Origin of the sequence: Microbulbifer sp. TB1203, assembly GCF_030997045.1 — a bacterium.
Lineage (GTDB): Bacteria > Pseudomonadota > Gammaproteobacteria > Pseudomonadales > Cellvibrionaceae > Microbulbifer.
The window spans coordinates 3,910,822-3,937,277 of sequence record NZ_CP116899.1 but is presented as its reverse complement, the minus strand read 5'-3'; the positions used below and the strand labels follow the sequence as shown (position 1 = coordinate 3,937,277).

At 60.0% G+C, this 26,456-nt stretch carries 32 protein-coding genes; 8 read left to right on the top strand and 24 right to left on the bottom strand.

What is annotated here, in order from left to right; translation table 11 throughout:
* Nucleotides 1-3: 3 nt before the first annotated feature.
* From PP263_RS16785 to PP263_RS16735, 11 genes are all read right to left on the bottom strand, one after another.
* Entirely contained in the window at nt 4-726 is a 723-nt protein-coding gene (locus PP263_RS16785; RefSeq protein WP_308364912.1) for a GNAT family N-acetyltransferase, read from the bottom strand.
* A gap of 4 nt (nt 727-730) precedes the next feature.
* Nucleotides 731-1,171: a DMT family transporter gene (locus PP263_RS16780; protein ID WP_308364911.1), complete on the bottom strand. Its 441-nt coding sequence runs from the start codon at nt 1,169-1,171 to the stop codon at nt 731-733.
* Entirely contained in the window at nt 1,171-1,797 is a 627-nt protein-coding gene (locus tag PP263_RS16775) for an NAD(P)H-dependent oxidoreductase (protein ID WP_308364910.1), read from the bottom strand. Before PP263_RS16775 ends, PP263_RS16780 begins: the two co-directional genes overlap by 1 nt.
* A gap of 90 nt (nt 1,798-1,887) precedes the next feature.
* Nucleotides 1,888-2,478, bottom strand: a complete 591-nt coding sequence (locus tag PP263_RS16770; RefSeq protein ID WP_308364908.1) for a Crp/Fnr family transcriptional regulator — start codon at nt 2,476-2,478, stop codon at nt 1,888-1,890.
* A gap of 50 nt (nt 2,479-2,528) precedes the next feature.
* The gene (locus PP263_RS16765) at nt 2,529-3,035 is read right to left on the bottom strand and encodes an arsinothricin resistance N-acetyltransferase ArsN1 family B (RefSeq protein ID WP_308364907.1); all 507 of its coding nucleotides are present in this window, start codon (nt 3,033-3,035) and stop codon (nt 2,529-2,531) included.
* Nucleotides 3,036-3,098: 63 nt separating this feature from the next.
* A complete protein-coding gene (locus PP263_RS16760; protein WP_308364906.1) occupies nt 3,099-3,659 on the bottom strand; it encodes a zf-TFIIB domain-containing protein in 561 nt (186 codons plus the stop codon).
* A 371-nt stretch (nt 3,660-4,030) separates the two neighbouring features.
* On the bottom strand, nt 4,031-5,923 hold the full coding sequence (locus PP263_RS16755; RefSeq protein WP_308364905.1) for a DUF885 domain-containing protein: 1,893 nt from the start codon (nt 5,921-5,923) through the stop codon (nt 4,031-4,033).
* A 126-nt stretch (nt 5,924-6,049) separates the two neighbouring features.
* Nucleotides 6,050-6,871: a mechanosensitive ion channel family protein gene (locus PP263_RS16750; protein ID WP_308364904.1), complete on the bottom strand. Its 822-nt coding sequence runs from the start codon at nt 6,869-6,871 to the stop codon at nt 6,050-6,052.
* Between the two features lie 28 nt (nt 6,872-6,899).
* Complete coding sequence (locus tag PP263_RS16745) at nt 6,900-7,493, bottom strand: DNA-3-methyladenine glycosylase I (RefSeq protein ID WP_308364902.1); 594 nt, start codon at nt 7,491-7,493, stop codon at nt 6,900-6,902.
* Nucleotides 7,494-7,675: 182 nt separating this feature from the next.
* Nucleotides 7,676-8,764, bottom strand: a complete 1,089-nt coding sequence (locus PP263_RS16740; RefSeq protein WP_308364900.1) for an SDR family oxidoreductase — start codon at nt 8,762-8,764, stop codon at nt 7,676-7,678.
* 88 nt (nt 8,765-8,852) lie between these two features.
* Nucleotides 8,853-10,958, bottom strand: coding sequence for a prolyl oligopeptidase family serine peptidase (locus tag PP263_RS16735; RefSeq protein ID WP_308364899.1), 2,106 nt, complete (start codon nt 10,956-10,958; stop codon nt 8,853-8,855).
* A gap of 87 nt (nt 10,959-11,045) precedes the next feature.
* Here PP263_RS16735 and dtd point away from each other — a divergent pair, with 87 nt between their 5' ends.
* Nucleotides 11,046-11,483 (top strand): D-aminoacyl-tRNA deacylase, encoded by a 438-nt coding sequence (dtd, locus tag PP263_RS16730; protein WP_183457871.1) that lies wholly within the window; start codon nt 11,046-11,048, stop codon nt 11,481-11,483.
* On the opposite strand, the gene PP263_RS16725 is transcribed toward dtd, so the two are convergent.
* The gene (locus tag PP263_RS16725) at nt 11,390-12,556 is read right to left on the bottom strand and encodes an aminopeptidase (protein WP_308364898.1); all 1,167 of its coding nucleotides are present in this window, start codon (nt 12,554-12,556) and stop codon (nt 11,390-11,392) included. The genes dtd and PP263_RS16725 overlap by 94 nt on opposite strands.
* Before the next feature lie 40 nt (nt 12,557-12,596).
* On the opposite strand from PP263_RS16725, the gene PP263_RS16720 reads away from it, so the two are divergent.
* Both PP263_RS16720 and PP263_RS16715 read left to right on the top strand, forming a co-directional pair.
* Complete coding sequence (locus tag PP263_RS16720; protein ID WP_308364897.1) at nt 12,597-12,827, top strand: hypothetical protein; 231 nt, start codon at nt 12,597-12,599, stop codon at nt 12,825-12,827.
* A 269-nt stretch (nt 12,828-13,096) separates the two neighbouring features.
* Nucleotides 13,097-13,354, top strand: a complete 258-nt coding sequence (locus PP263_RS16715) for a DUF3149 domain-containing protein (protein WP_308364896.1) — start codon at nt 13,097-13,099, stop codon at nt 13,352-13,354.
* Here the strand turns inward: PP263_RS16715 and PP263_RS16710 are convergent.
* From PP263_RS16710 to PP263_RS16655, 12 genes are all read right to left on the bottom strand, one after another.
* On the bottom strand, nt 13,273-14,211 hold the full coding sequence (locus PP263_RS16710) for a tetratricopeptide repeat protein (RefSeq protein ID WP_308364895.1): 939 nt from the start codon (nt 14,209-14,211) through the stop codon (nt 13,273-13,275). The genes PP263_RS16715 and PP263_RS16710 overlap by 82 nt on opposite strands.
* Complete coding sequence (locus tag PP263_RS16705; protein WP_308364894.1) at nt 14,199-14,669, bottom strand: hypothetical protein; 471 nt, start codon at nt 14,667-14,669, stop codon at nt 14,199-14,201. Before PP263_RS16705 ends, PP263_RS16710 begins: the two co-directional genes overlap by 13 nt.
* Nucleotides 14,670-14,671: 2 nt before the next feature.
* On the bottom strand, nt 14,672-16,003 hold the full coding sequence (locus PP263_RS16700; protein ID WP_308364892.1) for an AAA family ATPase: 1,332 nt from the start codon (nt 16,001-16,003) through the stop codon (nt 14,672-14,674).
* Between the two features lie 162 nt (nt 16,004-16,165).
* Nucleotides 16,166-16,900 carry a twin-arginine translocase subunit TatC gene (gene tatC / locus PP263_RS16695; RefSeq protein ID WP_308364891.1) on the bottom strand — a complete coding sequence of 245 codons (735 nt, stop codon included), beginning with the start codon at nt 16,898-16,900 and terminating at the stop codon, nt 16,166-16,168.
* Nucleotides 16,897-17,361 carry a Sec-independent protein translocase protein TatB gene (gene tatB / locus PP263_RS16690; protein ID WP_183457855.1) on the bottom strand — a complete coding sequence of 155 codons (465 nt, stop codon included), beginning with the start codon at nt 17,359-17,361 and terminating at the stop codon, nt 16,897-16,899. Before tatB ends, tatC begins: the two co-directional genes overlap by 4 nt.
* A 15-nt stretch (nt 17,362-17,376) precedes the next feature.
* On the bottom strand, nt 17,377-17,637 hold the full coding sequence (gene tatA / locus PP263_RS16685; RefSeq protein WP_183458276.1) for a Sec-independent protein translocase subunit TatA: 261 nt from the start codon (nt 17,635-17,637) through the stop codon (nt 17,377-17,379).
* Nucleotides 17,638-17,683: 46 nt separating this feature from the next.
* Complete coding sequence (locus PP263_RS16680; protein ID WP_308364888.1) at nt 17,684-18,019, bottom strand: phosphoribosyl-ATP diphosphatase; 336 nt, start codon at nt 18,017-18,019, stop codon at nt 17,684-17,686.
* Complete coding sequence (gene hisI, locus PP263_RS16675; protein ID WP_308364887.1) at nt 18,012-18,401, bottom strand: phosphoribosyl-AMP cyclohydrolase; 390 nt, start codon at nt 18,399-18,401, stop codon at nt 18,012-18,014. The genes PP263_RS16680 and hisI overlap by 8 nt, the downstream gene beginning before the upstream one ends.
* A gap of 150 nt (nt 18,402-18,551) precedes the next feature.
* Nucleotides 18,552-20,162 carry a ubiquinone biosynthesis regulatory protein kinase UbiB gene (gene ubiB, locus PP263_RS16670; protein WP_308364886.1) on the bottom strand — a complete coding sequence of 537 codons (1,611 nt, stop codon included), beginning with the start codon at nt 20,160-20,162 and terminating at the stop codon, nt 18,552-18,554.
* A gap of 2 nt (nt 20,163-20,164) precedes the next feature.
* Nucleotides 20,165-20,791 (bottom strand): SCP2 sterol-binding domain-containing protein, encoded by a 627-nt coding sequence (locus tag PP263_RS16665; protein WP_308364885.1) that lies wholly within the window; start codon nt 20,789-20,791, stop codon nt 20,165-20,167.
* Complete coding sequence (gene ubiE / locus PP263_RS16660) at nt 20,791-21,540, bottom strand: bifunctional demethylmenaquinone methyltransferase/2-methoxy-6-polyprenyl-1,4-benzoquinol methylase UbiE (RefSeq protein WP_308364884.1); 750 nt, start codon at nt 21,538-21,540, stop codon at nt 20,791-20,793. Before ubiE ends, PP263_RS16665 begins: the two co-directional genes overlap by 1 nt.
* A gap of 130 nt (nt 21,541-21,670) precedes the next feature.
* A complete protein-coding gene (locus tag PP263_RS16655) occupies nt 21,671-22,090 on the bottom strand; it encodes a hypothetical protein (RefSeq protein ID WP_308364883.1) in 420 nt (139 codons plus the stop codon).
* Nucleotides 22,091-22,585: 495 nt separating this feature from the next.
* Here PP263_RS16655 and PP263_RS16650 point away from each other — a divergent pair, with 495 nt between their 5' ends.
* From PP263_RS16650 to PP263_RS16630, 5 genes are all read left to right on the top strand, one after another.
* On the top strand, nt 22,586-23,083 hold the full coding sequence (locus PP263_RS16650) for an NfeD family protein (protein ID WP_308364882.1): 498 nt from the start codon (nt 22,586-22,588) through the stop codon (nt 23,081-23,083).
* 242 nt (nt 23,084-23,325) lie between these two features.
* Nucleotides 23,326-24,171: an SPFH domain-containing protein gene (locus PP263_RS16645; RefSeq protein ID WP_308364881.1), complete on the top strand. Its 846-nt coding sequence runs from the start codon at nt 23,326-23,328 to the stop codon at nt 24,169-24,171.
* 377 nt (nt 24,172-24,548) lie between these two features.
* Nucleotides 24,549-25,019 (top strand): hypothetical protein, encoded by a 471-nt coding sequence (locus PP263_RS16640; protein WP_308364879.1) that lies wholly within the window; start codon nt 24,549-24,551, stop codon nt 25,017-25,019.
* A gap of 103 nt (nt 25,020-25,122) precedes the next feature.
* Nucleotides 25,123-25,416, top strand: coding sequence for a hypothetical protein (locus PP263_RS16635; protein WP_308364878.1), 294 nt, complete (start codon nt 25,123-25,125; stop codon nt 25,414-25,416).
* 90 nt (nt 25,417-25,506) lie between these two features.
* Nucleotides 25,507-26,454, top strand: coding sequence for a DUF2167 domain-containing protein (locus tag PP263_RS16630; RefSeq protein WP_308364876.1), 948 nt, complete (start codon nt 25,507-25,509; stop codon nt 26,452-26,454).
* The last annotated feature ends 2 nt before the right edge of the window (nt 26,455-26,456 follow it).

Sequence of the window (26,456 nt, the reverse complement as noted above, 5' to 3'; positions counted from 1 at the left end):
ACCTTACCTCCGGTAGCTATCGATTCTGAACCGCAACTCAAAACCCAGTTTCCGGTACAGACCCTCGCCGGCGGCGGAGGCCTGCAGGGTAACAAACCGGCCCTGCCACTCCCGACAGGTGGTGAGGATATTTCGCATCAGGGTGCCGGCGATACCTTTGCCCCGATATTCCGGCGGAACCCCAACCTGATGGACGCCGATTACCGTACCTGTTTTGTAGAGCAGGGCGGTGGCCACCACTTTCTTTTCGATGCGGGCCTGCAGCAAACGCACGGCGGGGTCCTTGGCAATCCGCTGAATCACCGCAACCTCTATTGGGTAGCCAAAGGCGCGGCTGCAGACGTCGGTCCAGGATTCCACCTGCGGCAATGAAGCCACCCTGGATAGTCGCAGCTCCCCGGGGGAGGCACCGGCCCAACTGTGCAGATTTAAATGCATGGCCCTCTGCTCCAGGCAGACGGCAAATCCGTTGCTTACCAAAGCCCGCTCCAGCGGGCTGTTTCTCTCGTCCGCTGCCCAGAGCGGCACCGTGGCCTGAGGGGGCAACTGTGCCAGTAAATCGTCTTCTGGCGCAGTCGGTTCCTCGCCCCAGTCGAACCAGCAGCGATTGGGCCAGCCGGCGGAGGCATGCATCCCCGCAATGCCGGAATCAGCGCGGGTGCCCATGGCCCGCCACAGCGCGGTCAGGTTGTCGATATTCGCCTTGTCCAATGCTTTATTGTCCACGCGATCACTCCCAATTAATCAGTACTATGCCCACCACCAGCGCCGAAACGCCGAGGGCCCTGGCCGGGCTTACAGGTTTGGTGGGGAGGTCGAACCAACCGAAGTGGCTGGCGGCAACGGCAACCAGGATCTGCCCGGTGAGCGCATAGGACATCATGGACCCCACGCCCATTCTCGGAATCAGGAAATAGAACATGCCCACGCCGAAGGCACTCAGGACCCCGCCGAACCAGAGATAGAAAGGCACGGCCTGGATGGATTCCATCTGCGGGTACTGCCGGGTGGATACCACCACCGCGAGCAGTGAGAGCAGGAAGCTGGTGGCGAAGGCCACGGAGGTGCCCAGCAGCGAATTCCTGAGCAGTACACCCAGCTGCGCGTTCATGCTGGCCTGCACTGCAATGGCCGCCCCCGCCGTCAGCGCCAGTAGCGATAGATAGCCCACTAGATCACTTCGACCACATCGCGATGCTCGAAACGCACCTTTTGAAGGCCGGCGCTGACATCTTCCGGATCGCGACGACCAATGGCGCTGATCACCGAGGTGGTCAGGCCCTGTTCGGCCAGCCCCAACACCCGATCGTAGCCCTCGGCTTCAAAACCCTCCATGGGGCAGCTGTCTATCCCCATCAGCGCAGCGCAGGTCAGGAAATTTCCCAGCGCGAGATAGGTCTGCCGGTGCGCCCATTGCAGGTTCTGCTCCGGCGTCCTGGCCGCCAGCGCGCTCTTGAAGTGATCAGACATTTTCCGCAGTTCGTTCAACGGGACACCGCGCACCTGGGCAAACCGCTCCATATAGCGGTCCACCATCCGCTCGCCGAGGTCCGTCCGGGCGGCAAAGACAACCAGGTGCGAGCAGCGCACCACCTTCTCCTGCCCCATCGAATGAGATAGGAGGCGCCGGCGCATTTCCTCAGACTCCACCACGATCAGCCGATAGGGCTGCAGGCCGTAGGACGACGCGCTCATACGGGTGGCGGTCAGCAGTTGTTGCAGCTGCGCCTCGTCGATCCGTTCATCCGAAAACTGCCGGACCGCGTAACGCCAGTTCAACGCTTCCAGTACATCCATCCCCTTTCTCCTTACCTGTTCCGGTTATTGACGCTGTGATGAACAGGATAGGGAGAAGGACGGGAAGCTTCATTTACATAGGTTGAGAAACTACAGGTTTTTTCTTACGCGACTGAGCTGGGTGGGCGTGATGCCCAAGTGGGAGGCAATATGATACTGGGGCAGCCGGCCGGCCAAGGTGGGAAACTCGCGCAGGAAGCGCCGGTAGCGCTGTGCGGCGTCCTCCTGGACTATTTCCACTTCGCGGGCATCTTTGGCCAGCAACCAGTTCCTCTCCAGGTAGTGGATCTGGAACATCTTGAGGTCGTCCCGTTCCAGCAGCAATTGCCGAAACCTTTGGAAGTGGATTTCTATAATGGCTGAATCTTCCAGCGCCTCGATGGTGAATTCCGAGGGCTCCGACTTCAGCAGCGCGGTCATGGCGCCGGGAAACTTTCCCTCATCGAAAAAATTCTTGTTGTATTCGTTGCCTTTGTTATCCACGGTAAAGACGCGGAACAGTCCCGAGTAGACGAACGAGAATGTCGCGGGCACCTCGCCCGCCAGGTAGAGGATCTCGCTTTTTTGCGGCTCCCGGTATTTGCAGATCGCTTTGAAGGCCGACCAGGTTTCTTCGGACAGGGGATAGTAGGAAGACAGGGCGTTCCGCAGGGCACTGAAGGCGAGGTCCGTTTTATTCATCGGACATTCTCTAACTCTGTTTTGTAAATATCAGCCCTTTGCAAAAAAAGTCAGGCACGGTCCAGGGTTTTCTGCCAATAGCCCACATCAATCCACTGGTCGAACTTGAATCCGACCTCCCTGAAGTGGGCGACTTTTTCCATGCCGAGCTTTTCATGCAGGGCCACACTCGCCGGGTTTGGCAGAGCGACCCCACCGATAACAGAATGTAATCCCTTTTCTGCCAGTGCATCGAGCAGCGCTTGATACAGCAGGCTTCCGATGCCTTTTCCCCCAGCTCCCTGGGCAAGATAAACCGTACTCTCCACCGAGAAGCGGTAGGCACACCGCCCTTTCCACTTTGAGGCGTAGGCGTAACCTAGAACCTCCCCGGAATGTTCTGCCACCAGCCAGGGAAGGCCGGAATGCTCAATCTCAGAAATACGCTCTTCCATTTCCGGGACGGAGACTTCCGATTCTTCGAAGGTAACGATCGAGTTCAGCACATAGTGATTGTAGATTGAGCAGATTGTCGGCACATCGGATTTGACAACCTGCCTGATATTAATCTCGCTCATAACAGCACCAGGATTTATGGCATCTCTAGGAATCGTGCGTGAAAGACTTTCCCCGAAACCAGGCTATTTTTCGGCGGAGTAGGGGTCTTCCGCCAGCAGATAAGCGCGCAGGTCGGCCTTTTGCGGCTGTGCCTGTAGCCAGGTACGCAAGTCCCTGATTTCTTCGTAGACCTCTTCTCCGAACTTCTGCCGGTAGATTTCCGAGAAGGTCTCGCGGGCGCTCTCCTGCCGCACCTTATGCTGCCACTGGTGCGTGACTACGGCATTGAGGGAGCCGGCCAGGCCTTCGCTTTTCAGCAGTTCCCACTCACCCTTGTCCAGCCACAGGCCTCCGACGGCGGGACTGTAGTCCACACGGCGATCACTGCGGGAGGAGATGCGAAATTTCTGCATGATTGCACCGGAAACCGGACAAAGCAGCGCCTTCCTGGAGTCCGCCGCATCCACCTGCGCGAAATCCAGGCCACTGGGAAAGGTGTGCTGCGGGTTGTGTTCCTTCCAGGCCACATAATCCTCAATCAGAATCCAGTTGCCGCCGCAGGCGGAGCAGGTATGGGCACGGAACAGCTCATCCAGGAAATGAGGCTTCAGCACGCCATTGTTACAGCTTGTACATTTGCGCATTTTCGAATTCCTTCACTCAACATAACCGGTACTTACCGCCGGGAATTTCTGCGGCTCTCAGCGGAGCCGACCGACACGATACCAACGACTGCACTGAACAGCTGGTTGAGAATTTGCATCGTCACCTGGCGAGAGTGAGTACGATATCACACAGGAACAGAAACTCTATCGGCAGGCGATATGCGCGAAGTAAGCGCTGTTTATTGTGGCAGCGGATAATAGTGGAAGGGAGTGAGCCACAGCGGAAACCGTGGGCGGTATGGGTGTGGGTAAAAGTTTTCTTCAGGCGCATGGCCCTTGGCTGGTTTCCCTCTCCCCCTTGCCTCCCCTCTCCCGCTTGCGGGAGAGGGGAGGCAAGGGGGAGTTCTGGGTTAAGCGCTCTTAACCTCGTCCACCCAACGGGCCACCCGGCTTTCCAGCACCGGCAGGGGCAGGGCGCCGCCGCCGAGGACGGTGTCGTGGAAGCCGCGGATATCGAACTTATCGCCCAACTGCTCCTCGGCCTGCTTGCGCAGTTCCATGATTTTCAGCATGCCGATCTTGTAGGCGGTGGCCTGGCTGGGCCATACCAGGTAGCGGCGCACTTCGGAGCGCACGGCGGTTTCCGGGATGGCGGAGTTTTCCAGGAAGTACTGCACCGCCTGTTCCTCGGTCCAGCCCTTGGCGTGCAGGCCGGTGTCCACCACCAGGCGGATGGCCCGCCACATTTCCGCGGTCAGGTGGCCGAAGAGGTTGTAGGGATCTTCAAACGCGCCCATTTCCTTAGAGAGTTTTTCCGCGTAGAGCGCCCAGCCTTCCTGGTAGACGGTGAAGTGGGCCTGGGTGCGAAATTGCGGGATGCCCTCCAGTTCCTGGGCGATTGAGATCTGCATATGGTGGCCGGGGTTGCCCTCGTGGTAGGCGACGGTCTCCATATCGGTGGTGGAGTAGGCGCTCATATCGGCCAGGTGCGCGTAGTAAATACCGGGGCGCGATCCATCCGGGGTACCGGGGTAGTAGTGCTGGGCACCGCCGGGCTGCTCGCGGAAGGCTTCCACGCGCTTGACGATCAGGTCCGCCTTGGGCAGCAGGCCGAAGTAGTCCGGCAGCTTCTTGCCGATGTTGTTGAGGAAGGCCTCGGAGTCCTTCAGGTAGCCCTGGCGGCCCTCTTCGGTATTCGGGTAGTAGAACCGGTCGTCTTCACGGATGAAGGCAAAGAAGTCCTGCAGGCTGCCCTCGAACTCCACCTGCTTTTTAATGGTTTCCATCTCGCCGCGAATGCGCGCCACTTCCTGAAGACCGATCTGGTGGATCTCATCGGCGGTCAGTTCGGTGGTGGTGGTCTTGGCCAGCATCTGGTTGTAGTAGGCCTCGCCGTCGGGCAGGCTGCTGGCGCCCTGGGGCTCCTCGGAAGCCTTCTGCATATCCGCCTCCAGCCAGCCGATCAGTTCCTGATAGGCGGGCAGGAATTGGGTTTCCAGGGCCTTGCGTGCTTCTGCGGTCAAGGCGTCGGCCTGCTTCTGGTCAATCTCGCCGGCTTCCAGCAGCGCGGCGATCTGCTCCTTGGCGCCGGCCCACAGGGGCGCGTCTTCGCCGTCATTGAAGGGCGCGCCGGCGATCAGTTTGGTGGACTGGTCGATGGCGCCCTCGTAGGCGAAACGCGGCGGGCGGATACCCTCTTTGGCGCTCAACTTGGCGCGCTCCAGCAGCTGGCCGACGGCGCGGGAGATGCCGCCGATACGGGCGATATAGGCCTCCATATCGGAGGCGTTGTCCACCTTGTGGAAGTTGAGCAGGAAGTTGGGCAGCTGCGACTGGGCGCCGCCCATCTGCTCGAAGATATAGCCGTGGCGCTTGAACGGCTCGGCGGCCTTGGCCTGTTCGTACTGGTAGACCCAGATATCGTAAGAGGTTTTGCCCTCCGGGCTCAGCTTCCCGTAGTCGAAGTTCTTCTTCAGCTCTTCGACGGTCTTCGCCTGCCAGGCCAGCTTGCGCGCCTCGGCGGCCTCGCTCAAATCGTCGATCTGGTCGTACAGCTCCTTGCGGCCCAGGTAGCTGAGCTGGGTGGGGCTGAACTGCAGCTGTTCCTCATAGCGCTCGTCGAGCCACTCGGTCAGGCGCGCCGTCTCCGCAGCGGGGTCGATGGCGGCGGTGGTTTCCGTAGCGGCGTCCTGCGCCGACTGGGCACTGATATCGGCCTGGGTGCTCTCCTCGCGCTGGCATCCGCCGAGGATGGCGAGGGCCAACAGTGTGGGGATCAGGGGGCTGGTTTGCGTGATTCGCATCGTCTTGCCTCGGTTATTTTTTGCACACAGTGAAAACCGCGGTACTTTGACACGAAACGGCAGGAGAGTCGATTGCGCGGGGCCCGGCGCCCGGCGCGGTTGCGCCGAGCCGACGGAAATGGACGGCTATTGGAGTTGCCCAGAGCGGCCGATGATATGCAGTTCGCGCTGGGGGAAGGGAATACTCAGGCCCTCGGCCTCCAGCGCCGGCTTGAGCTTCTCCATCAGAGACCAGTAGACGTCCCAGTAGTCGCCGGTGTAGGTCCAGGCGCGCAGCTGCAGATTGACCGCGCTGTCCGCCAGCGCCTTCACCGCGTAGGTGGGCTCCGGGTCATCGAGAATGCGCGGCTCCTGCTCCACCAACCGGCGCAGCACACCCATACCGGTTTCGACACTGTCGCCGTAGGCGATGCTCGCCACGATTTCCATGCGGCGGGTGGTGTTGCGGCTGAAGTTGGTGAGAGTCTGGCCCCAGATAACGCTGTTGGGAGCCGAGACATACAGGCCGTCCACCGTGTCCAGCTCGGTGGTGAACAGGCCCACCTCGCGAACCGTGCCCAGGGTATCCCCGAACTGGATGGTGTCGCCCACGCGGAAGGGGCGCAGGCCCAGGATGATAAAACCGGCGGCGATATTCTGCAGGGTGTCCTTGAGGGCCAGGCCCACCGCCAGGCCAGCGGCGCCGAGCAGGGCGATCAGGCTGGTGGTGTTGGCCCCGAAGATATCCAATACCACCAGCAGGCCGACGATGTACACCGCCCACACGGCGATATTGCTGAGCACCGGGATCAGGGTGGCGTCCAGGCGGCGGGAAAGCCGCCGCACCCCTCGGCGCGCCAGTCCGGCGGCCAGTACGGTGGCCACCAGGGCGAGCAGAGCCCAAATGATTTTCAACGCTATGATACTGACCAGCGGCCAGTATTCCTCCAGCAGTGCGTTCCAATCCATTCCGGTTCCCCCTGTCGATTTCGCAGGTTTATAACAGATTTTTTGCCGCGGCCTCGTCTACACAGAGCTGATGTGCCGGGCAACTCACCAGGTGATCGTTGACCATGCCGGTGGCCTGCATATGTGCGTACATGATAGTGGAGCCGACGAAACTGAAGCCGGCCTTTTTCAGCGCCTTGCTCATGGCGTCGGACTCTGAAGTGGTGGCGGGTACCTGTTTGATGCTGCGGCGACGGTTCACCTTTACCCGGCCGTCGGTAAATTGCCACATAAATTCCGACAGGCTGCTGCCCGCATCGCGCAGGGCCAGGGTGGCGCGGGCATTTTTTACCGCCGCTTCCACCTTGAGGCGGTTGCGGATAATGCCGGGGTTCTGCAGCAGCCGCTCGATTTTCTTCGGCGTGTAGCGGGCGATTTTCTCCGGGTCGAAATTATCGAAAGCCTTGCGGTAATTTTCCCGCTTGTTGAGCACGGTGATCCAGGCGAGTCCGGCCTGGGCGCCCTCGAGGAGCAGGAATTCGAACAGGGTTTCGTCGTCGGTGACCGGGCGGCCCCATTCCTCGTCGTGGTATTGCTGGTAGAGCGGGGTGGAGAGGCACCAGCTGCAGCGTTTGTCCGTCATAAATTTTATTCACTCCCTGTAGGAGCGGCCCATGGCCGCGATAGGTATACGCTACGAAGCAAGTCTGATCGCGGCCATGGGCCGCTCCTACAAAGGCTACTGCGGGCCGGAGAGGAAGTAGTGCTGGATCAATTGCAGTACCAGCAGCACCGTCACCAGGATAAAAACGATATTTCCGCGATTCATGCCGACGCCTTCAACAGTTTTTGTTCCACCAGCCAGTCGTAACACTCCCGCAGCATGGTATCCAGGTCGGTGTCGCTTTGGTAGCCCAGTTCGCGTACCGCCTTATCACTGCTGGCTACAACGCGTTTGGTTACCATCGCGGCCTTTTCCGGGGTGATCAGCGGTTCGCGCCCGCTGGCGATCGACCAGAGGTCGGAGAGCCACCCCAGGGTATGAATTACGAACGCCGGCATGGCCCGCTTCGGTGCCGGCTTGCCCAGCAGCGCGGCGATCCTGCCGAAGAATTCCAGAAAGCTGGCGTCCCGGCCGGCGAGGATATAGTTTTCCCCGCAGCGGCCCTTGCGGAAGGCGTCGATATGCGCCCGTGCGACCGAGCCCGCATAACAGAAAGAGCCCTTACCCGGGGGCACGCCGGGCAGCTGGTCTTTTTCCATCAGGAAAAAGGTCTGCGCCCAACTGGTGGTGTCGTACTTGCCGACGATGGCGCAGGGGTTCAGGAATACCGCGTCCAGCCCCCGTTCGATTTCCGCGCGCACCGCTTCTTCGGCGCGTTTCTTGGTGTACAGGTAACCGTGGCGCGGATCGTCCGCCAACTTGGGGCTCCGCTCGTCGATGCGCCCGCTCTGGTAGCCGTAGACGGCGATGGAGCTGGTGGCGATCAGCCGGCCGGCATTTTTCTCCCGCGCCACGCGGGCGATATTGGCCGAGCCCTCCACGTTGTCCCGCCACTGCTGCACATTGCCGCCGCGCCATAAATTGGTGTTGGCGGCCAGGTGGAATACCGCATCGAGGTTTTCCGGCATCGCGTTGCGCAGGGAGTCGATATCCGCGAACGAGGCCTCCGCCAGTTCCACACCCTGTTGTTGCAGCCGCTTCGTGTCGGAACCGTGGCGGTGCATGGCAATTACCTGCCAGCCGTCGGCGAGCAGCTGTTCGATCAGGTTGGCACCGAGGAAGCCGGTACCGCCGGTGACGAATGCGCGCATGGTTCTTTCCCAATTATTGTTATTGAAATCGGAGTTTTTGTAGGAGCGGCCCATGGCCGCGATCGGTGGTGGGTATTTTCCAAACCCGATCGCGGCCATGGGCCGCTCCTACAAGGAGGCGGGCCTGCGGCCCGCTTGCGGAGCTGGAGCCTTCAGCGCTCAATAGACAACTCCGCGGTCCCGGGGGTTACTCCAGCTTCATGCCCAGGTGGTAGGCCAGGAAGCTCCACTGGTTGGTGATGTCTTCCACCTGCATCCATACCGGCTTGCCGGCGCCGTGGCCCGCGCGGGTTTCGACTGCGAGCCAGATGGGGTTGTCGCAGCCCTGGTCGCGCTGCAGCACGGCGGCGAATTTGTAGCTGTGCCAGGGGACCACGCGGTCGTCCCGGTCCGCGGTGGTGATCAGGGTGGGCGGGTAGCACTTGCCCTTTTCCGTGTTGTGCACCGGCGAGTAGGCGTAGAGAGCCTCGAACTCCTCCTTGTTTTCACTCAGGCCGTAATCGCTGGACCACTGGCGCGCGTTGGCGGAGGCGGTGTGGTAGCGCAGCATATCCAGTACGCCTACCGCGGGCAGTGCGGCGGCGAAGAGGTCCGATCGCTGGGTAATGGTGGCGCCCACCAGCAGGCCGCCGTTGGAACGGCCGCTGATCGCGAGTTTTTCCGACGAGGTGATTTTCTCCGCGATCAGCCACTCGGCGGCACTGATGAAATCGTCGAACACATTCTGCTTTTGGCCCTTGGTGCCCGCCTGGTGCCAGGCCTCACCGTACTCGCTGCCGCCGCGCAGGTTGGCCACCGCCAGGGTGCCGCCCATATCCAGCCAGCCGGCAAAGCGGGTGTAGAAGGCGGGCACTATGGCCGCGTTGAAGCCGCCGTAGCCGTACAGCAGGGTGGGATTTTTGCCGTCTTTTTTCAGGCCTTTTTTGTGCACCAGGAACAGCGGAATCCTGGTGCCGTCTTTGCTTTTGTAAAAGTGCTGGCTGACGGTGAGGTCGGCAAAATCCGCCGGGTATTCCGGGGCCTTGAACAGCTCGCTCTTCCCGGTCTGCACATTCAACCGGTAGATGCTCGGCGGGGTGATAAAGCTGCTGAAAGAGTAGAAGGTCTCCGCCTCGTCCGGCTCGCCGTAGAAGCCGGATACCGAACCCATACCCGGCAATTTCAGTTCGTACTGCTGTTTGCCGTCGGTATCGGTGACCACCACTTTCGACTTGGCGTCCTGCAGGTAGTGCAGCACAAAGCGTCCGCCGATCAACGATGCCTCCTGCAGGGCATTTTCCCGCTCCGGCACCAGGTCGCGCCAGTGTTTGCGCTGGGGCTTGCCCAGGTCGATAGCGATCACCCGGCCCAGGGGCGCGCCGGCGGTGGTCTGGAAATAGAAAGTCTCGCCGCTGTTGCCGAGATAGGTGTAGAGGCCGTCCCAGTCGTCCAGCAGCCTGACCACCTCGCCGCCTTTCTTGCGCAGATCTTTGTAGTAGATGCCGTTGGAGTCATAGCCGTCGAAGATGCTGAACACCAGGTAGTTGCCGTCGTGGCTCAGCTCCGCTTCCGGGTTACGGGTGGGGTGGTCGGTGATTTTATAGATCAGCCGGTCGCGGCTCTGGGGCTGGCCCAGTTTATGAAAATAGACCGAGACCTGCTTGCTGTCGTCGGCGCTGCCGTCTTCGTTGAACGGATAGCGGCTGTAGTAGAAGCCGGACTCGTCCTCGGCCCAACTGATGCCGCTGAACTTGATGCCGGTGAGGGTGTCTTTCAGATCCCGGCCGGTCTTCAGGTCGCGCACCTGGTAGTCGGTCCAGTCGGTGCCGCCGTCGGAGGTGCCGTAGGCCAGGTAGCGGCCCTTGGGGCTGACCCGGTAGCGCTTGGCGGCGACGGTGCCGTCCTCGCTCAGCTTGCGCGGGTCCAGCATTACCGTGCCGTCTTTTTTCAGGCTGTCGGTGCGGTAGAAGACGTTTTGATCCCAGCTGCCGTCGTTGTACTCGTAGTAGTATTTGCCGGCCTTTTTGAACGGTACTTTGTAGCGCTCGTACTGCCAGAGTTCCCCCAGGCGCTCGTTCAGCTTGTTCCAGCCGGGAAGTTTCTTCAGCCGCGGCAGCGAAATATCATTCTGCGCGGCCACCCACGCTTTCACTGCACTGGAGGTCCCCTCCTCCAGCCAGCGATAGGGATCCTCCACCTGGGTACCGAAGTAGTTGTCCCGCATTTCCAACTTGGGGGTAGCGGGATAGTCCGCGGCCAGGGTTGCGGCGGTGGCCAGTGCGCTGGCGGCCAGGATCAGAAGCTGTTTCTTCATAGTGTGTTTCGAGTTTCTCGTCATCGAACAGTCCGCTAATCTAGGCGATTTCCCAATCGGGTTCCAGAAACAGGAGGGACGTTTGCGGTGAGGGGATTGATTCAGCGCGTGAGCCACGCGCGGGTGGACGTGAACGGCGAGTCGGTCGGCTCCATCGACCGCGGCCTGTTATTGCTGCTGGGCGTGGAGGCGCGGGACGACCGCGAGAGCGCGGACAAGCTGCTGCACAAGGTGCTTCACTACCGGGTGTTCGGCGACGAGCAGGGGCGCATGAACCTGAATGTGCAGCAGGCCGGCGGCGGCCTGCTGATCGTCAGCCAGTTCACCCTGGTGGCCGACACCGCCCGGGGCCTGCGCCCCAGCTTCAGCCGCGGCGCCTCGCCGGCGCAGGCGGAGGAACTGTACGATTACTTCGTCGGGCGCGCCCGCGCTCAGTTCTCGCCGGTGGAGACCGGGATATTCGCCGCGGACATGCAGGTCTCGCTGTCGAATGACGGGCCGGTTACCTTTTTACTTGAGACGTGATCGCTGGATTCCTGATGGCGCGCCGCCAGCGCTTTCAGGCGCCGGTCGCGGGTTTTCTTGTCCTCTTTCCCTAAGCGTTCCACCGCCTGGTAGAACGCCGGCCAGGTCTCCCCGGACTCCCGGTACAGTTGCGCGAACGCCGGCACCAGGGACTGGTACTCGGACGCCAGCGCCAGGGTCGCGTTGTTGGTTTTCTCGATATAGGCGCGGTAGCGCTCGGCATTGGGCCAGTCCGCCGACATCCGGTCATAGCAGTAACGCAGCCGCTCCAGTACTTCCGCCTTGCGGGCACGCTTTTCCTCGTCGGCAAGGGGGGATTTGTAGATCGGCTCCAGCTGCTTGCGCGCGGCCATCATCAGTCGCCGGATCGCCATCGACTGGGCGCGGCGGTCCGCCGTCCTGCCGTTCAACCCCTGGCGGCGGCGCCAGTCCGGCAGGGCCAGTTCCGACACGGCGGTGGCGAAGCTCTCGTTGAAAGTGGTGTCGCCGGAGATATACACCCGGCGGTGCGCCAGCTCGTGGAACAGCAGCCCGGCGAGCCGGTCCGGCGGCCAGTTGACGAAACTGGAGAGCACCGGATCGTCGAACCAGCCCAGGGTGCTGTAGGCGGGCACCGGGCCCAGATAGATGTCATAACCCTCCGCCAACAGTGCCTTCGCCTTGGCCTCGGCATCGGCCTTGCGGAAATAGCCGCGGTAACTGGCGCAACCGATAAAGGGATAGCACCAGCGCTTGGGGGAGAGGGAAAACTCCGGCGCCGCCAGCACATTCCACACCGGGAAGTCCTCCGCCAGCTTCACATAGGAGCCGTAGGCCTTTCCCACCGGCAGTTGCAGCTCGGCGCCGGCATAGGCGCGAATATCCTGCACCAGGCGCAGCCGCTCCCGCAGTTCTTCGCCGGTGCCGGGCGCAGCGGCCACCGTCTCGATCGGTTTGCGCGCGGCCAGGAGGCGCCACTGCCCGGTCACCGCCTGGGTGTAATATCCCGCCGTTTCACAGCCGCTTAACAGAACGGCTATCAGGAGTAAGCAAATGGTTCGTCCCCGGGGCAGTCTCCGATAGCTGCTATACACTCTATTACCTGTTCCATCGATTATTGTTGAGGGTTCCGGCATGGCGCCCATGGCCGCCATACTCACCATGTTTGCGCTGACTTTCGCCGCAATCAGCTGGCTGAGCCTGCTGCACGCCTGCTTCCGCCAGGGAACGGTTACCGGTCTGCTGGCATTTTTCCTGCCGCCACTGGGGCTGCTGGTCCTGCTGCCTCGCTGGCAGGAGGAAGCCGAACCTTTTGCGACCGCTGCCGCGGCTCTGGTTTTTATCAGCATAGCCGGAATTTTTTGAGATTCCCCCTTCGTCACCTTGTGTCGTTCCCGAGGGAAATAGTACAGAGGAGGTAACTGCTCAGCCTTGTAGGAGCGGCGGGGCGGCCATCCGCCATGCCCGCGAACAGAGCCCGATCGCGGGCATGGCGGATGGCCGCCCCGCCGCTCCTACAGGGATGAGCAGTTACCAGAGGAGAAATAAGAGCCGGACTTGATTCAGATCAAAGCTCCGGCCGGGCGGGCTCCTACACTATTTGTACATAATCGGCGACAAAAAGGGAGCCAGAAATGGACGCGTTGATCGATCTGTTTACCAGTTTTTCCGGCCTGCTCAGCCTTGCGGTTATCGCTTTCGTATGCCTGATGGCGGGCTTTTTTATCCGCCTGACGCTGCGCAAGATGGAGGAAGAACGGCTGTCCGCGTGCCTGGTGGAATGCCGGGAGCAAACCCCCCGGCGGCGGAATCAGAAGCCCGGTTTCAAACGCACCGACTTCAATTCCTCCTCCAGCTTCGAGCGAAACCAGGCCGGGCCCACCCAAGAGTAGATCACCACCCCCAGCCAGGTGTAGCGCAGCAGGGTCGCCGCTTCAGAAAGGCCGCGGTCCTGCAGCAATTGGGAAGCCAGCTGAAACAGCACGTAGGCGCCGATCAGCAACAGAATGGTGCGCATGTTGCCGCCGGCAGTGAGCCAGGCGTTCATGCGGAACCACAGGCCGAAAACCGGGTTCCTGCGGATTTTGATCGAGGCGAGCAACTGGAGGGCGCCGTAGTTGTCGGCGTCCTGTTGCAATACCCAGATGGCGTGGTCGTAGGCCTCGTCGGTTTTACCGCGATACAGCAGCAGCCTGCCCTTACCGGTCAGCGCCGCCCGGTGTTGGGGTTCCAGGTTCAGGGCCTCGTCAAAAAATCGCGCAGCTTCCTCTTTTTCATTCCTGCCCAGGTGCCACTCGCCCAATTGGGCCAGGGTATCGGCACTCTCCGGGTCCAGTTGCAGGGCCTTGTCCAGATAGGCTTTCGCGGCCTTGTCACGGCCCATCAGCGCGAGGGTTTCGGCGACCGCGCGGTGATAGTCCGCGTCGGTGGGGGAGAGGGCCAGGGCCTGCTCCTGGTGTTTCAACGCCTGCTTGAACTTCAACTGCGCCTGCAGCACTTCGCCCAGGGCGAAGTGGGCAAAATGTGCCTCCGGCTCCAGTTGCACACCGATGCGCGCTTCGTGTTCCGCCGCGACCAGTCTTTTCATGTTGAGCAGGCCGACGGCGAGAAAGCTGTGCGGAAAATACTGCTGCGGATCTATGCTCAGGGCTTCGCGCAGGGATTCCATACCACCGCGAAAATCCCCGTAGCGGTACTGCTGGCCGGCGCGCTCGATCAGCCGCTGTATCTGCCCATCTAGGATATCCATTGCTGCAGCCCCGTCAGAACCTGTGTCATTACCATCTGCTCGAGTTTCGAGCCGACAAAATAGGCGAGTATCACTCCCGGAATACCGTTCATCAGCACACCGTCAAAGTACTGATAGATCTCGCAGGCCGCACTCTGCTTCAGGTAAATGTAGTAACAGGCAAACAGGCTTACCACCACCAGCGCCAGGCGAATATAAACCGGCCCCAGCTCCCGCAGCGTTTCGCTGGTCATCATTGCCGTCAGCACGGCGAAATAGCCGAGCAGGCCCAGGGAGACAGCGATGATTTCCCGGTTCCGGCTGGGGCTGCCCAGTGCAAAACTGTTGAACAGCGACCAGGCCCAGCTGATAAAGGGCCCGCCGAACATAAACGCGAACAGCGGCCACATGGGATCGACAGTAAAGCGGGACAGGCGGCCGGGCTTCGGTTCGTCGATAATCTGGTAAGCGGATGCCATGGTTATTTTCCGTGTTTTTTCAGGAAATCCAGCACCTCGGTGTACTGGCCGGAATCGTTGGCGTACTTGGCATAATTCCGTGCGGTGGACAGCCACTCCAGGGTGGTGGGGCGGACCGTTTTCACCGATTCGAACAGGTGCTCGCTGCGAATGGGCATCTCCTTCCCGGATTCGATGGATTCATCGATCGCCTCGTCCACCGCGGTCTCGACCAGGTTCACCAGGTCGGCACCGGAGTATCCGCTGGTTATTTTCGCCAGGCCGGCCACGTCCACGGATTCACCGCCGGGGCGCTCGCTGACCAGTCCGGTGAGGATATCCTGCCGCGCCTCGCGGTCCGGCGGGGGAACGAAAATGATGCGATCGAAACGCCCCGGGCGGCGGAAGGCCGGGTCCAGCGCCCAGGGCACATTGGTGGCCGCCAGCACCAGCACGCCGCCGTTGTTCTGGGAGAAGCCGTCCAGTTCGGCGAGAAACTGGCTGACCAGCTTCGATGAAGTGGCCTCGCGAGTGTGCTGCCGTTTCGCCGCCAGTGCTTCCACCTCGTCGAAGAAAATCACCGCGGGGCTCTGCGCCCGCGCCTGTTCGAAAACCGCGTGCAGCTTGCTCTCGGATTCGCCGATATACATATCGAGGATGTCCGAGATGGCCACATTGAAGAACTGGGCGTTGCACTCGCCGGCGGTGGCCCTGGCCAACAGGGTCTTGCCGCAGCCGGGCGGGCCGTACAGCAGGATGCCGCCGCCGACTTTTTTCTTGAAGCGGCTGAACAGGGACGGTTTCTGGTAGGGGAGAATGATTTTCTTGTGGATCTGCTTTTTGACGTAGGCGAGGCCGCCGACGTCCTTGAACTTCACCACTTCACTTTCCGGGTGCAGGATGCGTGTGACCTCCTCCCTGTCGGTGTTGTCGTTGGCGATCACTCGGAGTTTCGGTTTGCCTTCCTGCCCGACGGTCCTTGCCGCCAGCCGGGCCTTTAGCGCCTGGTCCTCCAGCGCCGGATTTTCCTCCACGGCGGATTCGTACAGGCGAATTGCCTCGTCGCTCTCCCCCTGATCCGCGAGGATTTTCGCCTTCAACAGACGGGCCCGGGGGTTGTCCATATCCAGGAAGGAGATACCCCGCTCGTGCCGTTCGCTTTTGTAGCAGATATCGGCAAGCAGCATCCTGTCCTCATCCTCGATATCGCCGGGCGCCAGTCCGTCGATAAACTGTTCCGCTTCCCGGTAGTCCTGCGCATTGGCGAGGGCCTTGATCAGCGCCAAGCGCAATGCGGTGTTTTCCGGGGAGGCGTCGAGCGCCGCTTTGAGGGATTGGATAATTCCGTTGTCCATTGGGCGTCGACCCTGTTTATTTTTAGAAATTAGCTGTAAGCCGAATGACACTAAGTTAAGCGGCCCCCCTGGTAGGAGCGGGCCATGCCCGCGATCGGTTTCCACTACGTAGCTGATAACGATCGCGGGCATGGCCCGCTCCTACAGTCAGCGCTATTTTTGTCAGGTGCTTTCTTTTTTGCTGTCCGATGTTATCCAGCGCCCGAAGAGGATGCCCACCTCGAACAGCAGCCACATGGGCACTGCCAGCAGGGATTGGGAGATCACATCCGGGGGAGTGAGCAGCATGCCGAACACGAAACAACCCACGATCACATAGGGGCGCTTGCTGGCCAGGACCCGGGCATCCACGGCGCCGCTCCAGATCAGCAGCACGGTGGCGATGGGGATTTCGAAGGCGAATCCGAAGGCGAAGAAAAGCTTCAGCACCAGGTCCAGGTAGCTGCGGATATCGGGCATCACCGTGATATCGGAGTGCGCCGAACCGACAAAAAAGTCGAAGATGATCGGGAAGACCACGTAGTAGGCGAACGCCATCCCCGCGTAGAAGAGCACGATGCTGCTCACCAGGATAGGGACGGCCACGCGCTTTTCGCTTTTGTACAGGCCCGGGGCGATAAAGGCCCAGGCCTGGTAGAGCACGTAGGGAACGGCGATGAAAAAAGCCAGTACGAAGGAAGTCTTGAATGGGGTCAGGAAGGGAGAGGTGACCTCGGTGGCGATCATGCCGGTGCCATCGGCGAGGCGGGCCTGCAGCGGCTCGGCAACGAAATCGTAAATTTCCGCAGCGAAGGGCACCATGGCCGCAAAGATGGCCACCACGACCACCAGTACCCGCAGCAGTCGGTCGCGCAGTTCGATCAGGTGGTCGATAAAGGGCTGGGGCTGCTCGCTCATGAACGCTCGTCTTTATCCTTCGGGGACTGTTCTTTTTTCTGGTGGTCGGGGTGATCCGGGTTCAGCTCCGGGTCGCCGTGGTCGTGCAGGTGTTCGGGATATTCCGGGTCTTCCAGGTTTTCTTCGTTTTCCTCGTCCTGTTCCGGCAGGTAGTCCTCCTCTTTGTCCCGCCGCCAGCGGGGTTTCCGCTCGTCTTTCTCGTCCTCTCCGCTGAGGGCCTGCTCCATTTCCCGGCGGCTCTCTTCCAGCTCCCGCATCACGCGCTCGTTGTGCAGTTCGCGACGGATATCGTCGGCGCCCACTTCCCGCTCCAGCTCCTCGCGGGCGTTGTGCAGAGTGCGCTTGAGGCCGGACCACCAGCGCGCGGTGGTGCGCACCGCGTCGGGCAGGCGCTCGGGGCCAATCACCAGCAGGGCAACAACCGCTATCAGTAGCAGTTCGAAGAAACCGATATCAAACACGGAGAGGCGCTCGCGTTATTTGTCCTGGGACTGTTTGTCTTTTTCCGCCTGCTCTTTGTGCTGCGGCTTTTCCGATTCCTTGCCCTCCAGGCGCCCAGGCTCTTTTTTTTCTTCCTCCTCTTCTTCCTTGTCCTCGTCTTTCATTGCCTTGCGGAAGCCCTTGAGGGCGCCGCCCAGGTCGCCGCCCAGGTTGCGCAGGCGCTTGGTGCCGAACAGCAGCAGTACGATTACCAGAATGATCAGCAGCTGCCAGATGCTTATTCCACCGAATCCCATGGTTTTCTCCAGGTTTTGTTTCGCCTGCAAGCAGGCTCCTACAGGGTTAATCTTTCGTGCGCGAGGCTTTTTCTTCCAGTCCCGAGAGGCCGAAGCGGCGCGCGAGTTCGTTCAGCACATCCTGCGAGTCTGCCCCCAGGTGCGAGAGCATCACCAGGGAATGGAACCAGAGGTCGGCGGTTTCAGCGATCATCGCCTTTTTATCGCCGCCGCGCTCGGCATCCTTGGCGGCGAGGATGACCTCGGTGGCTTCCTCGCCGACTTTTTCCAGGATCTTGTTCAGGCCCTTGCGGTGCAGGCTGGCCACATAGGAGTTCTCCGCATCGCTCTTGCGCTTGCGGCTTTCCAGCACTGCGTCCAGCTGTTTCAGCAGATCACTCATAGATGCTTTCCGGGCTCTTGATCACTGGCTGGCTCACTCGCCATTCGCCGCCCTGCAGTACCCGGTAGAAGCAGCTGGCGCGCCCGGTATGACAGGCAATGCCGCCTTTCTGTTCCACCAGCAATAATACGGCATCGGCATCGCAATCCAGACGGATTTCATGCACCTGCTGTTCGTGGCCGGAGGTTTCGCCCTTGCGCCACAGTTTGCCGCGGGAGCGCGACCAGTAGACGGCGCGCCCTTCACTGGCGGTGAGGCGCAGTGCCTCGCGGTTCATCCAGGCCATCATCAGTATGCGGCCGGTCTTGAAGTCCTGCGCTATGGCGGGGACCAGGCCGTCGCTGTTCCAGGCGACCTGTTGGGTGAAGTCGGCTTCGTTCAAGGGGCTCTCTTTACTCAATGTCCTGTAGACCTTCATATATTGTAGGTTGGGCGGGCCGGGGGCCCGCTGCCGAGCTGGAGCTCGGCGCTCCCAGCTTCCAGGCGGGCCTGCGGCCCGCGATGCGGAGCTGGAGCTCCGCGGTCCCGGGGGTTATGGCCAGAGCAGTAGCGCCAGGGCCGCGGCACCCAGGAGCCAGCTGGCTGTGGGCAGCTGGGCCAGCAGGCCCGGGGCGGCCAGCAGCAGGGCGCCCGCCGCCAATATAACCCCCGCCACCCGCCGGGCGTAGCGCTGGCGGCCGCGGCGGCGGCTCTGTTCCAGTTGCTCGCCCACCCCGCGTATCTGCGGCGCCAGCTCGCGGGCATGTTCCAGGGCGGAGAAGGCGAGATGCGGCAGCTGCGGCAACTTCTCCAGCCACTCGGGGCCGTAGCGCCGGATCTCGCCGACGATAGTCCTGGGGTGGAGGCGATCCCGCATCCAGCGCTCCAGGAATGGATGGGCAGTCTTCCACAGATCCAGTTGCGGATAAAGCTGCCGCCCCAGGCCCTCGATATTGAGCAGGGTCTTCTGCAGCAGGACCAGCTGCGGCTGCACCTCCATATCGAAGCGGCGCGCGGTCTGGAACAGGCTGATCAGCACCCGGGCGAAGGAGATCTCCCCCAGCGGCTTCTCGAAGATGGGCTCACACACCGCGCGGATGGACGCCTCGAAGTCGTTGACCGGCGTGTTCCGCCGCACCCAGCCGCTCTGCACGTGCAGTTCGGCCACCATGCGGTAGTCGCGGCGGAACATGGCCAGCAGGTTGCGCGCCAGGTAGTACTGGTCCTCCCGCGTCAGGCTGCCGACGATGGCGGTATCCACAGCGATATATTGTGGCCTCTGCGGATGCTCGCGGGACACGAAGATATTGCCCGGATGCATGTCCGCGTGGAAGAAGTTGTGCTCGAACACCTGCTTGAAGAATATCTCCACACCGCGCTCGGCGAGCAGGTGCATATCGGTGTTCTGTGCGTGCAGCTGCGCCACGTCGGTGACCGGGATGCCGTCGATGCGCTCCAGCACCAGCACGTTCACCCGGGTGTAGTCCCAATAGACTTCGGGGATATAGAGGAGGGGGGATTTGGCGAAGTTGCGCCGGAGCTGGGTGGCGTTGGCCCCCTCGCGCACCAGGTCCAGCTCCCCCTGGATGGTGAACCGGTAGTCGTCCACCACCTCCACCGGGCGCAGGCGCCGGCCCTCGGGCAGGAAACGCGCCATGCCGCGGGCGAGCAGGCCGAGCAGGCGCAGGTCCTGCTGGATGATTTTGTCGATGCCCGGACGCAGTACCTTCACCACCACGGACTCGCCACTTGGCAGCACAGCGGCGTGCACCTGGGCCACCGAGGCGGAGGCCATGGGTTTGCGCTCGAAGCTGGCGAACAGCTCGCCCACCGGGGCGCCCAGGGCCTTTTCGATCAGGGCGACGCACTGGTCCTCGGGAAAGGGGGGCACGTTGTCCTGCAGCTGGTCCAGCTCCTCGACGATATCCGGCGGCAACAGATCCGGGCGGGTGGAGAGCAGCTGGCCGAACTTCACGAAAATCGGCCCCAGTTCCTCCAGCGCCCGGCGCAGGCGCTCGCCGCGGGCCATTTTCGACCGTGGCATTATCTTCAGCGGCGCCCACAGGACCCGCAGCCACAGGGGGCGGCGGGACGCCGGCAACAGCTCGTCGAGGCGGTAGCGCAGGAAGACCCGCGCGATGGTGAGACTGCGTGCAACCGGCACCGCTATTCCGCCCCCCGATGCGCGAACTTTTCCCGCAGCAGCTGTACCCGGGCCTCCAACCGCTCGGTGGCCATCGCCAGTTCCGACAGGTCCTCGGCGAAGGCGTCGAACTGCGCCTTGGGGGGGGTGAGGCGCCACTCCTCGCTCACCGCCTCGGCGGCGGCCCCGGGCGCGACTTGCAACTGACCGCGCAGCCAGTGGCCGGCGGAGCGCAGGGCCTCGCCCAGGGTGTGCGCCGGCACGTCACCGATCAGCTGCGCCAGGGGTTCCTCCCAGTCGATGTCCAGGTCGTGCAGTATCTCCTGCAGTTCGGCGAGAAAGGTGCTGGAACCGATAACCGTCACTCCCAGGCTGGCGGGGGTGACATCGGTATCGCGCAGCAGCCGCAGGAAGGCGGTAGCGGAACCGCGGAGCTCGGTGGTGACCTCCCCCTCCCACTGGTGGCGCACGGCGACCCACTCATCCTCGATACACAGGAAGAGATTCAGGCGCGGCGCGGACAGCTCCAGGGCCAGCACCTCGCCGCTCAGTTCTGCCAGCCGGACACGGGTGCCGGGATCGTATTTCAGCGCGGTGTTGACGGCGGTTTCCAGCGCGGCTTCGAAGCCCGCGCGCAGGGTCGGGTCCATCAGGGCTTGAGACCTTTGTGCAGTGCGACTATGCCGCCGGTCATATTGTGATACTCGCAGTCCACGAAACCGGCCTCGCGCATCATGCCCAGCAAGGCCTCCTGGTCCGGGTGCATGCGGATGCTCTCCGCCAGGTAGCGGTAGCTCTCCGCATCACCGGCAATCAGGCGGCCCATGGTGGGCAGCAGGCGGAAGGAGTACTGGTCGTAGACCTTCTCCAGCAGTTTGGACTGCGGCTTGGAAAATTCCAGCACCAGCAGGCGGCCGCCGGGCTTGAGCACCCGCAGCATGGAGCGCAGCGCCAGGTCCTTATCGGTGACATTGCGCAGGCCGAAGGCGATGGTGATGCAATCGAAGGTGTTGTCGGGGAAGGGCAGGTACTGGGCGTCCGCCTGCACCGGCACCACATTGCCGGCGATGCCGCGGTCCAGCAGCCGGTCGCGGCCCACCTTGAGCATGGACTCGTTGATATCCGCCAGCACCACCTGGCCCTCGGCGCCGACGATACGCGAGAAGCGCGCGGTGAGGTCGCCGGTGCCGCCGGCAATATCCAGGATCGTCTGACCCGGGCGGGCGCCGGAAAGCTCGATGGTGAAGCGCTTCCACAGCCGGTGGACGCCGCCGGACATCAGGTCGTTCATCAGGTCGTAGCGCGACGCGACCGAGTGGAAAACCTCCGCCACGCGGCCGGCCTTCTCTTCCACCGGGACTTCCCGATAGCCGAAGTGGGTGGTTTTGCGATCCTTCATGGTGAGCCTGCTGAACCAGAAATCTGGGCCGGTATTGTACATGGGCGGCGGGAAGGGGGCACTGTTGTGGTTGCGGCTGGGGTGATAGGCCTTTTGTGTGCTGCCGACACCTCGAAGCGCTTGGGCTGGGTCATTCCGTTATGTGGGTGTACATGGTCCTGAGCCGCGGAGACCCTTCACCTTCTGACTCTATCAACTTGAAGCCGTAGTCCTGGTACAGCGCTATGAGGCGGTCATCGTCCTCGCACTCCAGGAAGATGATCCTGCCACCTATCAACGCTCTCGCCTGCGATATGACCGAATAAATCTCCTCCAGAATGTCAGCGAGGCGAATACGGTTGTTTGGGATGCCGGCATTTTTGCCGAGTTGGCCAATCAGATAGGCTCGAATGCGCTCAGCATCCCTCCTGATACCGTCCATCCTGCGAACCTCAGCTTTGGCCAGCTTCGCACCGTCCAGGATCAACTCCTTAAACGTGATCGAGAAGTAGGCGAGGATCGCACCGTCGGTATTGTCCAGAATCAGGTAAGTGCGGGCATTACCCGTCAATTCAAACCGTATGGACTTGGTGGATTGGGTGAGGAAGTTTTCTACATCGGGGTTGCGAGGGCAGGAGAAGCTGCCGAGGAGCTCGACGACTTGCGGTTCGTCGAGCTCCGTCAGCAGGTCTTTGAGTTGGACAATCGTTGTTTTAATAGTTGGATACCCCGTGCGCTCTCGGCCTTGTAGTCGCGCTTGATGATCCTGACTTGACGGGGGTGTGTCAGATCCTGGTGAATCCGGTCTATGGACTCCCTATCCGTGACCACAAAGCTCTTCTCAAAAGATGCCGTAGCCATAAGGCAGCTCCTATATCGTCGTTGCCAGGCCGAAGTATATCAGCTTCATCGAGAGGCAACAGGCGATAGAGATGACCGAATGGGCGACTGACGCCCTATTCATCAAGCTGACCTCTCAGGTGTGCAATTTGGCAGGGCCCGCCGGAGCCGCCAGCCGCAGAAGCCGAAATTTTCCGCGCCAGATGCCAAAGTTTTGGCATAATCAATGCCAAATAGTGCTCAAAAGGGAGACGTGGCCAACATGCTGGACTGGCTCAACGCACATATCGCCTACTGGCACTGGCTGGTTCTCGGCCTGCTGCTGGTCACCGCGGAAATCTTCGTTTCCGGGTTCATTCTCTTCTGGTTCGGCCTCGCCGCGCTGCTGATGGGCGCACTGCTGATCGTCGTGGATATGCCGATCACCCTGCAACTGTTGCTGTGGGCCGGCGCCTCCATCGCGCTGCTGATCGGCTGGTTAAAATTCATTCGCCCACAGTGGAAGGACCGCACCACCTCCGGCATGGCCGCGGAAGCCCTGGCCGGGCAGGTGGGGCTGGCGATCGAATCCAACACGGGCCGCAGCCGCGGCCGGCTCAAGTTCCCCGCACCGATTCTCGGCGAGGACGAGTGGCAGTTTATCTGCACAGACGAGGTGGCCATCGGCGACCGGGTGCGGGTGACCGATATCTCCGGCAATACGCTGATCGTGGCCCGTATTTGAGGAACTGCCGAGGATCGTCATTCCGGCGCAGGCCGGACTGCGGAGGCATGGATGCCGTAGCGAGCATTCGCGAAGCGAATGGCCCGAAGGGCGTGGCGCAGGAGCGCCACCTAATCCAGAAGGCCGCGAACCCCTGGACTCCGGCCTGCGCCGGAGTGACGAGATAACGTTATTCATAGATTCACAAAGCAAGAACCAACTCAATTTTTTATAGATTTTCGACCCGGGAGGGGAAAATAGCAGTGGAAGGTTTATCGGTCATTCTGGCGCTCGTAGTACTGATCATCGTCACCATCGCCATGGGCGTGCGCATAGTGCCGCAGGGCTCCAAACATATCGTCCAGCGCCTGGGCAAATTCCACAAGACACTGGCGCCGGGCATGAACGTGATCATTCCCTACGTGGACCAGGTGCCCTACAAAGTGACCACCAAGGACATCGTGCTGGACATCCCCTCCCAGGAAGTGATCACCCAGGACAACGCCACCATCATTGCCAACGCCGTGGCCTATATCAATATCGTCTCACCGGAGAAGGCCGTGTACGGTGTCGAGGACTACACGGTGGCGATCCAGAACCTGGTGCAGACCGCACTGCGCTCCATCGTCGGCGAGATGTCCCTCGACGCGGCGCTATCGTCCCGCGACCTGATCAAGGCGAAACTGAAAGAGGGCATCTCCGACGATATCGCCGACTGGGGCATCAACCTGAAGACCGTAGAGATCCAGGACATCAACCCCTCCGCCACCATGCAGAAAGCCATGGAAGAGCAGGCCGCCGCAGAACGCCAGCGCCGCGCCACCGTAACCCGCGCCGAGGGCGAGAAACAGGCCGCGATCCTCGAAGCGGACGGCCGCCTGGAAGCGTCCAAGCGCGATGCCAAAGCGCAGGTGGTACTGGCCGATGCCAGCCGCGAGGCCATCGAGCGAGTGTCCTCCGCTATCGGCGATAAGGAAATGCCGGTGATGTATCTGCTGGGCGAGCGCTATATCAGCGCGCTGTCGGAGCTGGCTCGGTCTGACAATGCCAAGAATGTGATTTTGCCGGCGGATTTGCCGCAGGCGGTTAAGGGGTTGTTGAATCGATAGGAAAATTAAGTCCGGGTTACCACGGCCGGCCCCCTGTGTCAGGATAATTGCGGTCTCTACTGGATCGAAAAAAGTAAAACAGGGGGGCGAACGTCAATATAAGCCCTCTCAAGTACTGAATTAAAGAGCCATAGGCTCCTATTTACGGACGGTATTACGTAACTTATTGATTTTCCGAAAGGTTACTTGTATTCAATTGCCGACGGTATAATCAGGCGACTTGAGTCCGAGGCTTTATAATTCCGGCCAAAATTTGATCGGCACTGGGTAAGCCCTTGAATTCTAAGAAAATTTAAATTCCTGATTTTGAAAGGGTCGGCAAATAGTAGCCAAGGAGATATAAAGCCCCAGGCTTTTGAATAAACTGTTAACTGAATATGATAGATCGAGAAAAAATCAAAGAAGTATTGCCAGTCTTTCTTGAAATGAAGGAAAGCGATGACATTGAGATCAGTGAAGCACTGAAGGATCAGGGGCTAAAACTTGAGGATGCGGAAAGAGTTTCGGCATTCATCCCTAGTGCATTTTGCCGAATTGCTCTTAGTCACAAGTTTAATCTCGGCTTTCCGGATACATATTGTATCGAAGGAAAAGAAGATGAGTTTTCATACAAGGAAGAACCAATCTATAAGCTTGGTATTGAGATGGCATCGGAAATTTACCACAATGAGCCGGAGTTAGCTGAGGTATTCAATTGCATTGTAACTCGCAGTAGTGAGTTCAATTCGGTAAACAATGCATTAAACGCTGGTGCTGATATTGAGGGAGCAAATTATTCTCCCACAAATTACTCTGGCTACAAAACACTAGGGAAAAAACGCGGCTTATTCTCTAAAGTATTCAGTTAACAAGTGCCAGCAACGGACCGCCAAAAGTGTCACTTAAATTGCTGTCGCAATTACGCGCCACATTTGTCGGCCGCTGTGGCAGGCGTTCTGTGTCAATACGAATATGAAGATATACGAGAAGGCCGACATAGATCGGGCATTTGAAAGCGTAATGAGGCTGATTGATAAGGGCGCAGATCTTCAAAGCCTCAGAACCTTTGGGGGAAGCCTATCGATTACCGTTGCGTCACGCTTGGCGCAACTTAAGAGCGGTAGTGCTAAAAGCAGGAATAGAGAGCTGGAAATAGCTAAGCTGGAAGAGGTAGTTTCTTGCCTGAATTTCAAACTGAATAGCAGTGATTTTGCAGCCATTGCTCATGATGTTTCGGAGGCGTATAAAATCTATGCAATGCAGTAGTAAGGCTTGTGTACTTCTTTCGGGGCCACAGAACAAGGCCATTAAATTCGCTCCCTACGGTCGCCGGACGCTCGCGAGCTCGCGCCGTTTATGGCGACGTTAGCAGTAAAAAAAAAGGAGAACAAAGTCATGCCAAATAACCGGGGCCACCTCTCAAGTTACCTGCAATGGATTTTCGCAACTCTGCTTGCCGTAGTTGCAACTCAAGCAGCAGCGTTGGATGAAAATGCCATGATTCAGAAAATACAGGCTCTCGACTGGCAGGTGGAACCTGGTAAATATCAATTGACTGGCTCCAATGCCTCAGTCACTACAACTTCCGAGGAGTATTTGCTCAAAGGTACAGAGGCGCATAAATACATGCGAATTTCTGAGGGGCACGATGGGTTCAAGCCTGATGCATTGATCGTTCGCGTTGATGGCCCTAGCCAAGATACACAGGTTCTTTTCACTTACCATGATATCGGCTATGTAAAAATGGATGATTGGGAGGAACATATAGACAAAGACGAATTGCTGAAAGAAATACAAAAAAGCACAGAAGCGGCAAATAAAATAAAAGAAAAAGGCTACCCGAAATTGTATGTTGATGGCTGGGCTCAAGAACCGTATCTCGATAAAGCGAACGCAATTGTATATTGGGCAATAGCTGCCCATACAAGCGAAGGCAGCTCGATTGTAAATGCAAAGGCAATGAAATTAGGCCGCAAGGGTTTTGCCGAAATAGTTTGGATGGGCAATCCCAATCAATTCGCCAATGCACAACAATCACTGTCCCCGTCTTTAGCCGCCTATCAATATGATGAAGGTTCGAAATATGCTGATTATGTGCCAGGCACAGATACAGTAGCCGCAGTTGGAGCCGGTGCTTTGGCTTACAAACTTATAACGGGTAAGGCTGCCGCAAAAACTAGTGCTGGGTTGCTGGCTCTGCTCGCTATATTTGCCAAAAAACTGTGGTTCCTCATTTTTGTACCTTTTATTTTCGTCTGGAAGTGGATCAAGGGCTTATTTACGGGGACAAAAGATAGTGCATAAAC

Coding starts and splice junctions, on each gene's coding strand:
- tatC (WP_308364891.1), bottom strand. CDS start 16,900: ATGAGCGAGCAGCCCCAGCCCTTTATCGACCACCTGATCGAACTGCGC.
- PP263_RS16705 (WP_308364894.1), bottom strand. CDS start 14,669: ATGGCATCCGCTTACCAGATTATCGACGAACCGAAGCCCGGCCGCCTG.
- PP263_RS16700 (WP_308364892.1), bottom strand. CDS start 16,003: ATGGACAACGGAATTATCCAATCCCTCAAAGCGGCGCTCGACGCCTCC.
- PP263_RS16665 (WP_308364885.1), bottom strand. CDS start 20,791: ATGGACCCGACCCTGCGCGCGGGCTTCGAAGCCGCGCTGGAAACCGCC.
- ubiE (WP_308364884.1), bottom strand. CDS start 21,540: ATGAAGGATCGCAAAACCACCCACTTCGGCTATCGGGAAGTCCCGGTG.
- PP263_RS16720 (WP_308364897.1), top strand. CDS start 12,597: ATGGCGCCCATGGCCGCCATACTCACCATGTTTGCGCTGACTTTCGCC.
- PP263_RS16650 (WP_308364882.1), top strand. CDS start 22,586: ATGCCAAATAGTGCTCAAAAGGGAGACGTGGCCAACATGCTGGACTGG.
- PP263_RS16775 (WP_308364910.1), bottom strand. CDS start 1,797: ATGGATGTACTGGAAGCGTTGAACTGGCGTTACGCGGTCCGGCAGTTT.
- PP263_RS16740 (WP_308364900.1), bottom strand. CDS start 8,764: ATGGCCGCGATCGGGTTTGGAAAATACCCACCACCGATCGCGGCCATG.
- PP263_RS16635 (WP_308364878.1), top strand. CDS start 25,123: ATGAAGATATACGAGAAGGCCGACATAGATCGGGCATTTGAAAGCGTA.
- PP263_RS16745 (WP_308364902.1), bottom strand. CDS start 7,493: ATGACGGACAAACGCTGCAGCTGGTGCCTCTCCACCCCGCTCTACCAG.
- tatA (WP_183458276.1), bottom strand. CDS start 17,637: ATGGGATTCGGTGGAATAAGCATCTGGCAGCTGCTGATCATTCTGGTA.
- PP263_RS16750 (WP_308364904.1), bottom strand. CDS start 6,871: ATGGATTGGAACGCACTGCTGGAGGAATACTGGCCGCTGGTCAGTATC.
- PP263_RS16680 (WP_308364888.1), bottom strand. CDS start 18,019: ATGAGTGATCTGCTGAAACAGCTGGACGCAGTGCTGGAAAGCCGCAAG.
- PP263_RS16755 (WP_308364905.1), bottom strand. CDS start 5,923: ATGCGAATCACGCAAACCAGCCCCCTGATCCCCACACTGTTGGCCCTC.
- PP263_RS16715 (WP_308364896.1), top strand. CDS start 13,097: ATGGACGCGTTGATCGATCTGTTTACCAGTTTTTCCGGCCTGCTCAGC.
- PP263_RS16640 (WP_308364879.1), top strand. CDS start 24,549: ATGATAGATCGAGAAAAAATCAAAGAAGTATTGCCAGTCTTTCTTGAA.
- PP263_RS16630 (WP_308364876.1), top strand. CDS start 25,507: ATGGCGACGTTAGCAGTAAAAAAAAAGGAGAACAAAGTCATGCCAAAT.
- PP263_RS16765 (WP_308364907.1), bottom strand. CDS start 3,035: ATGAGCGAGATTAATATCAGGCAGGTTGTCAAATCCGATGTGCCGACA.
- PP263_RS16735 (WP_308364899.1), bottom strand. CDS start 10,958: ATGAAGAAACAGCTTCTGATCCTGGCCGCCAGCGCACTGGCCACCGCC.
- PP263_RS16760 (WP_308364906.1), bottom strand. CDS start 3,659: ATGCGCAAATGTACAAGCTGTAACAATGGCGTGCTGAAGCCTCATTTC.
- PP263_RS16710 (WP_308364895.1), bottom strand. CDS start 14,211: ATGGATATCCTAGATGGGCAGATACAGCGGCTGATCGAGCGCGCCGGC.
- PP263_RS16770 (WP_308364908.1), bottom strand. CDS start 2,478: ATGAATAAAACGGACCTCGCCTTCAGTGCCCTGCGGAACGCCCTGTCT.